The following is a 296-nucleotide window of genomic DNA, read 5'->3' on the forward strand; positions in this document are numbered from 1 at the left end:
AGTTTGATTAGGTTCAGTAGCCGGATAGGCCCCTACCCCGTTCAGTGCTCTACCGCCTGTACTCTCGCCATGAGGCTAGCCCTAAAGCTATTTCGGGGAGAACCAGCTATCTCCACGTTCGATTGGCATTTCACCCCTACCCACATCTCATCCAAAAGCTTTTCAACGCTCACTGGTTCGGTCCTCCACACATTTTTACCTGTGCTTCAACCTGGACATGGGTAGATCACTGTGGTTTCGGGTCTACTCCAACTAACTATACGCCCTGTTCAGACTCGCTTTCGCTGCGGCTCCGC

General features: G+C 52.4%; 1 rRNA gene. It reads right to left on the reverse strand.

The features are described from left to right. Positions 1–296, reverse strand: a 23S ribosomal RNA gene (locus tag ACE418_RS13500); the annotation flags it as partial.

The organism is Megasphaera jansseni, assembly GCF_047974155.1.
In the GTDB taxonomy this organism is placed as follows: domain Bacteria; phylum Bacillota; class Negativicutes; order Veillonellales; family Megasphaeraceae; genus Megasphaera.